Annotated in this window: 7 protein-coding genes and 2 pseudogenes; 7 read left to right on the top strand and 2 right to left on the bottom strand. The window is 73.9% G+C overall.

Translation table 11 applies throughout. From position 1 onward, the window contains the following. Together SSBG_RS06615 and SSBG_RS06610 are read right to left on the bottom strand one after the other, a co-directional pair. Positions 1 to 1,145 (bottom strand): annotated as a pseudogene (locus tag SSBG_RS06615) (tetratricopeptide repeat protein); the annotation flags it as partial. Next, a pseudogene (locus tag SSBG_RS06610) lies at positions 1,142 to 2,988 on the bottom strand (HSP90 family protein). The pseudogenes SSBG_RS06615 and SSBG_RS06610, both read right to left, overlap by 4 nt. A 647-nt stretch (positions 2,989 to 3,635) precedes the next feature. Here SSBG_RS06610 and recG point away from each other — a divergent pair. The 7 genes from recG to rnc form a co-directional block, all read left to right on the top strand. After that, entirely contained in the window at positions 3,636 to 5,897 is a 2,262-nt protein-coding gene (recG, locus tag SSBG_RS06605; RefSeq protein WP_234010724.1) for an ATP-dependent DNA helicase RecG, read from the top strand. Between the two features lie 460 nt (positions 5,898 to 6,357). Continuing rightward, positions 6,358 to 6,945, top strand: a complete 588-nt coding sequence (gene rsmD / locus SSBG_RS06600; RefSeq protein WP_008745430.1) for a 16S rRNA (guanine(966)-N(2))-methyltransferase RsmD — start codon at positions 6,358 to 6,360, stop codon at positions 6,943 to 6,945. 26 nt (positions 6,946 to 6,971) lie between these two features. After that, a complete protein-coding gene (gene coaD, locus SSBG_RS06595) occupies positions 6,972 to 7,451 on the top strand; it encodes a pantetheine-phosphate adenylyltransferase (RefSeq protein WP_199781435.1) in 480 nt (159 codons plus the stop codon). Positions 7,452 to 7,759: 308 nt separating this feature from the next. Beyond that, positions 7,760 to 9,025, top strand: a complete 1,266-nt coding sequence (locus SSBG_RS06590; RefSeq protein WP_008745428.1) for a hypothetical protein — start codon at positions 7,760 to 7,762, stop codon at positions 9,023 to 9,025. Positions 9,026 to 9,219: 194 nt separating this feature from the next. After that, complete coding sequence (locus SSBG_RS06585) at positions 9,220 to 9,867, top strand: YceD family protein (protein ID WP_008745427.1); 648 nt, start codon at positions 9,220 to 9,222, stop codon at positions 9,865 to 9,867. 2 nt (positions 9,868 to 9,869) lie between these two features. Next, positions 9,870 to 10,043 carry a 50S ribosomal protein L32 gene (rpmF, locus tag SSBG_RS06580; RefSeq protein ID WP_007493396.1) on the top strand — a complete coding sequence of 58 codons (174 nt, stop codon included), beginning with the start codon at positions 9,870 to 9,872 and terminating at the stop codon, positions 10,041 to 10,043. Between the two features lie 29 nt (positions 10,044 to 10,072). Next, positions 10,073 to 10,844: ribonuclease III (gene rnc, locus SSBG_RS06575; RefSeq protein ID WP_078491232.1), on the top strand; the 772-nt coding region annotated here is incomplete at its 3' end.

Here is a 10,844-nt window from a genome sequence, read left to right as displayed (position 1 = left end):
GCCGCGCCCTGACGCGGCGTCGCGCCCCGCACGCCCAGCGGCAGGCGCTCCCGCAGCGGCGTCGCGTCCATCCGCTCGCGGAGCAGCGCCGAGACCCGCGACGTGCCGTTGCGCGCGTCGAAGCGGGCCGCGAGGGCGACGGCGCGCGAGCGCGCGTCGGCCCCCAGGGTGCGCGCCGTCCAGGGTGCCCGCCGCGCGGCGTCGCCGCCGTGGAGCGGGATCTCCTGCGCGCCGAGGCCGCGCGCGACGAGGCGGTCCATCAGGAGCGCCGTCACGCCCAGGTACTCCATGAGGCCGCGCGGATCGCCCTCGTCCGTGAGGTACGCGGGGCGCTCGGCGAGGAGCTCGATGCCGCGCGCCTCGTTGCCCGTCAGCGCGCAGAACTCGATGTGGTCCGCGAGCGCCTCCCGCATACTCTCCATGCGCCGCACGAGGCGGACGCCGCGCAGGTGGTGCCGGCGGGCGTCCGCGTCGCGTCCCAGGCGCAGGAGCGGCAGGAGCGAGGCGGCGAGGACGGCGTGCGGCTCGTGCGCGCACGTGAAGGTCTCGTTCAGAACGGGTTCCCACAGGCCGAGCGCGCCCGCGTCGTCGCCCGAGCGGGCGCGCCGCGTCCCCTGCTCGTTGCGCTCGCAGGCGTGGCAGTCGCTCATCAGGTCGCGGTCCGCCGCGAGCCACTGGCCGAACGCGGCCTCGGCGCGCGCCTCGTCCCCGATGTGCTGCGCGATCGAGAAGTCCACCATGCGCACGGCGCGCTCGGAGTGCCCCGCGATGCGGTAGCGCCGCGCCATCTCGCCGTGCCACTTCTCGATCGAGGCGAGCGGGACGTCCGGCTGGTTCAACATGCCGGCCGACACCCACTTGAGGACCCAGTGCAGGGTGTGGGCGCGGTAGCCGTCGAAGTGCTCCGGGTGCTCGTCCCACAGGCGCAGCAGCCGCGCGAACGGCACGAAGAGCTTCGCGCGCTCGGAGCTGTAGTTGTAGACCTGCACCTGGTGGTCGAGCGCCGCGACGAGCGTCGGGGGATCGTCCAGCCGCTCCGCCTCCGCGAGCAGCGCCTCGGCCCGCGCGTTGCGCGCCGGGCCCTCCGGCTGCGCGGCGTTCTCGTCCATCGCCCGGAGCAGGGCCTCCGCGTCGGTGGCGCTCATCGCGACTCCTCCTCCTCGTAGGCGCCGCCGCCCGGCAGCGTCGACCATTCCAGCAGGCCGGCGAAGGCCCGGTTGAGCAGTGCCGAGTCGGCGGGACGCAGCGGGCGGCGCGCCATCAGCAGGGACTGCCCGTACAGCGCCTCGACGGCGATGCCCGCCAGCTCCGCGTTCGGGAGCGCGGCGACGCGCCGCACGAGCGGGTTGAGGTGATTGAGCACGAGGCGGGCGCGCGGCGCCTCGCCGCGCAGCGAGCCGAGGATGCCCGACCACAGCGTGTCCGCCTGCTCCGCCTCCTCCTGCCGCGCCTGTTCGTGCCGCGCCTGCCGGTCGTCCAGGTGCAGCGCGGGCACCGTCACGGGGTGGAAGGCGCGGAGCGCGACGTCGCAGCCGAGGGCGTCGAGGCGGGCGCGCGCCGTCGCGAGGAACGGCGCGAGCGCCAGTTCCTCGGCGCCGTCCACCGCGCCCAGGTGCGCCGTCACCGTCTCGCCGTCCAGCTCGGCGACCGTCGCCCCGGGCAGGACGTGCGGGAGCCGTTCGACCAGTTCGCTGTCGTATGTGTAGCCGCCGTTGACGACGCCGATGCCCTGCGCCGAGGCGATCGCGGCGACCTGACGGAACTCCTCGACGGTGCGCGTGAAGTGCACGACGCGGTGACGTCGCGCGAACTCGGTGAGCGGGACGCGTCCGTCCGTCGTCTCGAACGGCAGCCACGGCAGCATCGTGCCCAGCAGCTCCGCGTCGTGCAGCGCGAGCGACTTCACGCCCAGATGGTGCGTCGCGATGAAGCGTTCGAGGCGTTCGGGGGACGAGGCCGCGAGGCCGGTCAGCCAGTCCCGTACGCGCGCGCCGAGCGCGTCGCGCACCGCGGCCAGCGCCTCGTCCTCGTACAGCGCCTCGCGGGAGGCCGTCGGCCGCAGCGTGTCCGTGTCGAGCACGCAGCGCACGAAGAACGCCCAGTCGGGCAGCAGCGCGTCGGCCTGCTCGGTGAGCAGCATCCCCTTGAGGTGCACCCGGTGCCCCGCGCGCCGCGCCGGGCTGACGGCGCCGGGCAGTACGTAGGCGACGCCGCGCACCCCTGCCGCCGGCAGGTCGAGATCGATCGTGTCGAGCGGCGCGAAACCGAAGACGTCGCGGCAGTGCGCCACAAGCGCCGCGCGCCGTGCCTGCGGCGTCGCGTACGCCGCGGCCCACGGCGCGGCGCCGCCCGTCACCGACGCGTCGCCACGCGGATGTCGTACGGCAGGAGGCTGCCGAAATGACGCGCCAGCTCCGCGACACGGCGCGACGTCAGCCACTCCTCGGAGCCACGCCGCGCCTCCAGGTGCACCGTCGTGCCCGGCTCGGGATGCGCCGCGACGTCCAGGACGCGCACCGTGTACGAGCCGTCGTCGCGCGCCGTCCACTCGACGGGCGCGGCGTCGGGCGTCCGCGCCGACCGGCTCACGACGCGGATGCGCTCCGCGACGACGAAGCACGCGAGCAGGCCAATGCCGAACTGGCCGAGGAAGCCCGAGCGGACGGCCTCGATTTCGTCGCCGCGCTTGGAACTGCGCCCGATCGTCGCGAGCAGCTCGTGCATGTCGCGCTCGTCCAGGCCGATGCCCGTGTCGGTGACGCTCAGCCGCCCGCCATCGGTGCGCAGGCGGATGCGCGCGGGCGCGCCGGGGTCCGTCGCGCGGCGCGCCGTGACGGCGTCCACCGCGTTCTGGAGCAGCTCGCGCAGATAGACGCGTGGACTCGCGTAGAGATGGTGGGAGAGGAGGTCGACCAGGCCGCGCAGGTCGACCTGGAACGTGTGCGGAGCCGGAGCGGCGTCCGTGGACGCGGAGGAGTCAGCAGTCATCGTCGCTGCGCCGGTGGGGGGGACGTGCGACGGCGCGGGTCGGGCGGCCGGTACGGCCGCGAAGGAGCGGGAGGCCCGCCATCGTAGGCCGGGACGCGTACGGGTGAACAGCGAATTCCGGTGCGGGTGGGGAAGGTTTGGACGAAACGTGGGGTGAGGGAGAGGCGCGTCGGCGGGAGGCGTCGCGCGGGCGAGGGGCGCGACGAAGGCGACGGGGGCTGCGGCGCCCGCGACGTGTGCGACGGGGCGCGACGGGGCGCGACGGCGTGAGCGCGGCGTGACACCCGCGACGTGCGCGGCGCGGTGGCGGCCCCGCGACGTACGCGACATGACGCGACGTACGGGACTCACGCGACGTAGGGGACGCGACGTACGCGACTCGCGCGGCGTGGGCGACGCGACGTACGCGACTCACGCGATGCGACGTACGCGACATGGTGCCGCGCGGTCGCGCTCCGACGCGGCATGGCGTCGCCCCCGTCCCGCAAAGCGGGGCCCGCCCCGCCGGCTCCCCCCACCCGTCCCCCCACCCGTCCCCCCGCGCGAGGCGTCTGCGAAGCGTTGTCGGTCTCGTGGTGTGCAATGGGAGGGTGCCCACGCTCGATGAACCGCTGAAGAAGGTGCTCGGACCACCCACCGCCAAGGTGATGGCCGAGCACCTCGGCCTGCACACCGTCGGTGACCTGCTGCACCACTACCCACGCCGCTACGCCGAGCGCGGGGAGCTGACGCGGCTCGCGGAACTGCCGCTGGACGAGCACGTCACGGTCGTCGCGCGCGTCGCCGAGGCGCGGGTCCTCACCTTCAACGCGGGCCGGGGCAAGCGGCTCGAAGTGACCCTCACGGACGGCAGCGGCCGGCTGCAACTGGTCTTCTTCGGGCGCGGCGTGCACAAGCCGCAGCACGACCTCCTCCCCGGCACGCGCGCGATGTTCGCCGGGAAGGTCTCCGTCTTCAACCGCAAGCTCCAGCTCGCCCACCCCGCCTACGAACTGCTCGCCGAGGAGAGCGACGCGCGCGAGGCCGCCGGGTCCTGGGCGTCGAGCCTGCTGCCGATCTACCCGGCCACGGCGAAGCTGGAGTCCTGGAAGATCGCCAAGGCGGTGGACGCCGTGCTGCCGAGCGCGAGCGAAGCGCTCGACCCCCTGCCCGACTCGCTGCGCGAGGGGCGCGGGCTGCTGCCGCTGCCCGAGGCGCTGGTGAAGATCCACCGCCCGCAGAGCAAGGCCGAGGTCGAGGCGGCGCGCGACCGGCTCAAGTGGGACGAGGCGTTCGTCCTCCAGACCGCCCTGGCCCGCCGCCGCCACGCCGACGCGCAACTGCCCGCCGTGCCGCGCCGTCCCGCCTCCGACGGCCTGCTCACGGCCTTCGACGCGCGCCTGCCCTTCACGCTCACCGAGGGCCAGCGGAAGGTGTCGCGCGAGATCTTCGACGACCTCGCCACCGACCACCCCATGCACCGTCTCCTCCAGGGCGAGGTCGGCTCGGGCAAGACGATGGTCGCGCTGCGCGCCATGCTCGCCGTCGTGGACGCGGGCGGCCAGGCCGTGATGCTCGCCCCGACCGAGGTCCTCGCGCAGCAGCACCACCGGTCGATCACCGAGATGATGGGCGACCTCGCCTCCGGCGGCACGCTCGGCGCCGCCGAGCACGCGACGGGCGTCGTCCTGCTCACCGGTTCGATGGGCGCCGCCGCGCGCCGCAAGGTCCTGCTCGACCTCGTGACGGGCGAAGCGGGCATCGTCATCGGTACGCACGCGCTGATCGAGGACGTGGTGAAGTTCCACGACCTCGGGCTCGTGGTCGTGGACGAGCAGCACCGCTTCGGCGTCGAGCAGCGCGACGCGCTCCGTTCCAAGGGCGCGCGGCCGCCGCACCTCCTCGTCATGACCGCCACCCCCATCCCGCGCACCGTCGCGATGACGGTCTTCGGCGACCTGGAGACCTCGGTCCTCGACCAGCTTCCCGCCGGCCGTTCCCCGATCGCGACGCACGTCGTGCCCGCCCAGGACAAACCCCACTTCCTGGCCCGCGCCTGGGAACGCGTCCGCGAGGAGGCGGCGGCGGGCCACCAGGCGTACGTGGTCTGCCCGCGCATCGGCGACGAGGAGGAGACCGCCGGGGCCAAGGGCAGAAGGAAGGGCGCCAAGGCGGGAGCCGACGCGGCGCGAGGCGCGAAGGGCGCGGCCTCGCGTGCGAAGGCGGCGGAGGACGCGGAGGGCACGGGGCCCGGTACGGGATTCGGCGCGGACGAGGACGCCGGTGCCGAGGCCGCCGGGGACAAGCGTCCGCCGCTCGCCGTGCTCGATGTCGCGCGCGGCCTCGCGGAGGGCCCGCTCGCCGGGCTGCGCATCGGCATCCTCCACGGGCGGATGGTGCCCGACGGGCCGGACGGCAAGGACGCCGTGATGCGCCGCTTCGCCGCCGCCGAACTGGACGTGCTCGTCGCGACGACGGTCATCGAGGTCGGCGTCAACGTGCCCAACGCGACCGCCATGGTGATCATGGACGCCGACCGTTTCGGCGTCTCGCAGCTCCACCAGCTCCGCGGCCGGGTGGGGCGTGGCTCCGCGCCCGGCCTGTGCCTGCTCGTCACGGACATGCCCGAGGCGAGCCCGGCGCGCGCCCGCCTCGGCGCCGTCGCCGCGACGCTGGACGGTTTCGAACTGTCACGCGTCGACCTGGAGCAACGCCGCGAGGGCGATGTCCTCGGCCAGGCCCAGTCCGGCGTCCGCTCCTCGCTGCGGATGCTCGCCGTCATCGAGGACGAGCAGATCATCGCCGAGGCCCGCGAGGAGGCCACGGCCGTCGTCGCGGCCGATCCGGCCCTGGAGGCGCACCCGGCGCTGCGCACGGCGCTGAACGCGCTCCTCGACGAGGAGAGGGAGAGCTACCTGGAGAAGGGGTGAGCCGGGGAAGCGGTGATGCGGGCGGCCCGCCGGGGGGGGGGCTGGCTGAGAGACCGGCGGGGGAGAGGACGTGGCGTTCCGGCCCCGGGAGCCCACGGCCTGGGGGAGCGGCGGTGTTCCGGCGGGTGACGCGCCGGGGGCTACGCACGCCCCCGCAACGCGGAACCGCCCGAGTGCGGGCCCTCGAGCGGGCGGAACTGCCCCATGCCCCCGGTGGAACGCCGCTCCGCCCAGGCTCTTCCCGCCATACCGGCCCCCCTCGAACCCGGAAACCCGCCCCCGTCCCCGTATCCGCCCCCCCTCGACTCCGCCCCGGGCCCCCGCGCGCCCGCCCCCGCGCGCCGCCTACGCTGGACACGTACCGACCGGGTCCGGCCGGGAGGCCCGGTGGCGTGCGGTCGCCGCGGCCACCGGAGCGGGCGCCGGCCAGGCCGCCGAACGACGAGGACCGACCAGCACCATGACCCGCGTGATCGCCGGGACGGCCGGGGGCCGCCGCCTCGCCGTACCGCCAGGCACCGGCACCCGCCCCACCTCCGAACGGGCGCGCGAAGGCCTCTTCTCCACCTGGGAGGCGCTCCTCGGCGGCCCGCTCGACGGCGAACGCGTCCTCGACCTGTACGGGGGCTCCGGCGCCGTCGGCCTGGAGGCGCTGTCGCGCGGCGCGGCGCACGCGCTGCTCGTCGAGAGCGACGCCCGCGCCGTCCGCACCATCCGCGCCAACGTCCGCGACCTCGGGCTCCCCGGCGCCGAGGTCAGGCAGGGCAAAGCGGCGCAGATCGTCGCCGGTCCGCCGCCCGAAGCCCCGTACGACCTCGTCTTCCTCGACCCGCCCTACGCGGTCCCCGACGCCGAACTCGGGGAGATCCTGATCACACTCCGTACTCGCGCCTGGCTCGCCGAGGAAGCGCTGGTCACCGTGGAGCGCGGCACCAGGGGCGGCGAGTTCGGCTGGCCGGACGGCTTCGGCGCACTGCGGTCCCGGCGCTACGGCGAAGGGACCTTTTGGTACGGTCGCGCCGCCTCCACGTGCGAAAACGCACCATGAATCGACCGCAGAGCGAGGGGATCACGTTGCGCCGCGCCGTCTGTCCTGGGTCCTTCGACCCGATCACCAACGGTCATCTCGACATCATCGCCCGGGCCTCCAAGCTCTACGACGTCGTGCACGTCGCCGTGATGATCAACAAGTCCAAGCGCGGGCTCTTCACGATCGACGAGCGCATGGAACTGATCCGCGAGGTCACCGCCGAGTTCGGCAACGTCGAGGTCGAGGCGTTCCACGGTCTCCTTGTCGACTTCTGCAAGGAGCGCGACATCCCCGCCATCGTCAAGGGGCTGCGCGCGGTCAGCGACTTCGACTACGAGTTGCAGATGGCCCAGATGAACAACGGGCTCTCCGGCGTCGAGACCCTCTTCGTCCCGACGAACCCCACCTACAGCTTCCTCTCCTCCTCGCTCGTCAAGGAGGTCGCGCAGTGGGGCGGCGACGTCTCCCACCTCCTGCCGCCGAGCGTCCACGCCGCGCTCACGCGCCGCCTCGCGGAGCAGTGAGCGGAGCGGTCGGCGCGGTGGCGCGCGGAGCGGGACGTCGCGCGCGACGTCGCGCGCAGTGACGTGGCGGCCGGATACGACGCGACGTCGCGCCCCGCACGTGGCGCCCCGCGGTACGACGCGACGTCGGGCTCCGTGCGTCGCGCCCCGCAGCCCCCCGCGTCCCGTCCCCATGACGTCGCGTCACCCGGTGTCGCCGCCCCGTGTCGTGGCCGTACAGTCGTTCCGTCCGGCTCCGCAGCATCCGCGGCATCTGCGGCGGCCGAGCGGTCCGTCTCCCCATCAGTCGAGAGAGTGGCGAGCACACGGTGGACGTGCAGAAGAAACTCGATGAGATCGTCGAGGTCGTCAACGCGGCCCGGTCCATGCCCATGTCGGCCTCCTGCGTGGTCAACCGCGCCGATCTGCTCGCGATGCTGGAGGAGGTGCGGGAGGCCCTGCCGGGTTCGCTCGCCCAGGCGCAGGAGCTGATCGGGGAGCGCGAGCGCATGGTCGGCGAGGCGCGCGCCGAGGCGGAGCGGATCATCCGCAGCGCGCACGACGAGCGCGGCAGCCTCGTCGCGGACACCGCCGTGGCGCGGCAGTCCCAGGGCGAGGCGGACCGCATCGTGGGCGACGCGCGGCGCGAGGCGGCCGAGGTCAAGGCCGATGCCGACGACTACGTCGACAGCAAGCTCGCCAACTTCGAGGTCGTGCTCACCAAGACCCTCGGCTCCGTCGGACGGGGCCGCGAGAAGCTCCTCGGCACCGGCGACGGCCTCGACGCCCAGGGCTACGAGGACCCCGACTACGCCGATGCCCCCGAGCGCAGCGGCGACCCCGAGACGCTGCGCCGGCGCGCCGACGAGTACGTGGACATCAAACTCGGCGCCTTCGAGGCCGTGCTCGCCAAGACGCTGGAGGCGGTCGGCCGCGGCCGGGACAAGCTCCACGGGCGCGTCGCGACCGACGACCTCGCCGCCCTGGGCGAGGACGGCGCCGAGCGCCAGTACAGCAACGACTCCGACTACCTCGCCGACCTCGCCGCGTCGCGCGACGCCGCGCCGGACGCCCCGTCGCGGGCCGACGGCGCGGGCGGCACCACCACCCCGGGCGGCACCTTCGGGAGCGGCACGCCGGGCGACACGTTCGGAGGCGGCGGCTCCGACGGCACCTTCGGCGGTGGCACATCGGGCGGCCTCGTCCTCCCGCCGCTCCCCGAGCCCGCCGTCGCCGCGCTCCCCGAGCAGACCCCCCAGCCCCCCGCGCAGCAGCCCTACGCCGCGCAGGGCGACCCGTACGGCTACGGGACGGGCACCGACGCGTACGGCTACCCGCCGCAGAGCGACCCCTACGCCGCGCCCGCCGACCCCTACGGCTACCCGCAGCCGCACGACCCGTACGCCGCGCAGGCCGCCTACGGCTACCCGCAGGACGCCCCCCGGGACCCGCGGCAGGGGTACGAGCAGCAGCCCGCGCAGACGTGGCCCACGCCGCAGCAGTCGCAGGGCGGCGGGGCGCTCGACGAGACGAGCTTCTTCGACACTACGATGATCAGCGCGGAGCAGCTGCGGGCCTACGAACAGGGGCGCTGAGGCGGTCCGTACGCTCAGGCCGGGGCCGGATTGGGCCGATCGGGCCCGGTCCAGTACCCTGGGGTTTCGGTTTGTCTCTGCCCAGACGTGTGCCCGTACGCCTCGTACGTACGCGGCGTGTGCACGCGGACGGAGCGCCCCGCCTGCCGTCGCGGCAGGCCCCCAGATCTCAGGACCCGAACACAGGAGCAGCTCTGAACGCCCGCCTCGACCACCGCAACCCCCTCGTGTTCGACACGCACGAGCTGGGGCGCCGTCCAGGTGCGATGCAGAAGCTCTCCCGGACGGTCCAGGCCCCGGGCGGCGACGGCGTCTTCGGCATCGCCGACGTCATCGCCATCCCGGGCGACTCCCCCGTGGAGATCGATCTCCGCCTCGAATCCGTGATGGACGGGGTGCTCGTCACGGGCACCGCCCGTGCGCACGCCGAGGGGGAGTGCGTAAGGTGTCTGGAACCGCTGGAGCGCGAGCTCACCGCGGATTTCCAGGAGATGTTCTCGTACCCCGAGGCCGAGGAGCGCCACCGCCGCATGGCGGGCACCGACGCGGACTCGGACGAGGACGAGAGCATCACCCCCCTTGAGGACGGAATGTTCGACCTCGAACCCGTGCTGCGTGACACGGTGGTGCTGTCACTGCCCATGCAGCCGGTGTGCCGGGAGGACTGCCCCGGGTTGTGCGCCGTGTGCGGCGCGCGGCTCGCGGACGATCCCGACCACCACCATGACGCCGTCGACGCACGTTGGGCGGCTTTGCAGGGACTCGCCGGGACCATGCCGGCCGGCGAGAAGGACGAGCTGGACGGCGCCGAAGCAGGCGTCGACGAGAAGCAGGAGAAGTAGCCGTGGCTGTTCCGAAGCGGAAGATGTCGCGCAGCAACACGCGCCACCGCCGGTCGCAGTGGAAGGCTGCGGTCCCCACCCTGGTGGCGTGCGAGCGCTGCCACGAGCCCAAGCTCCAGCACATCGCGTGCCCGAGCTGCGGCACGTACAACAAGCGTCAGGTCCTCGAGGTCTGACGAGACAGGCGAGAAAGGCCGAGAGGGAATTGGTTAACGCCCCGAAGAAGAAGGCGTCCCGCTCGGGCGCCTCGGCGGACACCGCGGCCTCGTCCCACACGCTCCTGGAAGGGCGGCTCGGGTATCACCTGGAGTCCGCCCTTCTGGTGCGTGCGCTCACGCACCGCTCGTACGCGTACGAGAACGGCGGTCTGCCCACCAACGAGCGCCTGGAGTTCCTCGGGGACTCCGTGCTCGGCCTGGTGGTCACCGACACGCTGTACCGCGCCCACCCCGACCTCCCCGAGGGGCAGCTCGCCAAGCTGCGCGCGGCGGTCGTCAACTCCCGCGCGCTCGCCGAGGTGAGCCGGGGCCTCGACCTGGGGGCCTTCATCAGGCTCGGCCGGGGCGAGGAGGGCACGGGCGGCAGGGACAAGGCATCGATCCTCGCCGACACACTGGAAGCCGTGATCGGCGCGGTCTACCTCGATCAGGGTCTCGACAAGGCGGGGGAGCTCGTGCACCGCCTCTTCGACCCGCTGATCGAGAAGTCCGCGGAACTCGGCGCGGGCCTGGACTGGAAGACGAGTCTCCAGGAGCTCACCGCGGTGGAGGGGCTCGGGGTGCCCGAGTACCTCGTCACCGAGGAAGGCCCCGATCACGAGAAGACCTTCACTGCTGCCGCCCGCGTCGGAGGCGTCTCGTACGGCACCGGCACCGGCCGCAGCAAAAAGGAGGCGGAGCAGCAGGCCGCCGAGTCGGCGTGGCGCGCCATCCGCGCCGCGGCCGACGCGCGCGCGGCCGAACAGGCCGCCGCGGGCG

The organism is Streptomyces sp. SPB074 (assembly GCF_000154905.1).
GTDB lineage: Bacteria > Actinomycetota > Actinomycetes > Streptomycetales > Streptomycetaceae > Streptomyces.
The sequence above is the reverse complement of the archived record's forward strand: the minus strand, read 5'-3'. Positions and strand labels throughout refer to the sequence as shown.

Bases quoted from the DNA above. Each gene is read 5' to 3' on its own strand.
- recG (WP_234010724.1), top strand. From the start codon at position 3,636: ATGGCCGAGCACCTCGGCCTGCACACCGTCGGTGACCTGCTGCACCAC.
- rsmD (WP_008745430.1), top strand. From the start codon at position 6,358: ATGACCCGCGTGATCGCCGGGACGGCCGGGGGCCGCCGCCTCGCCGTA.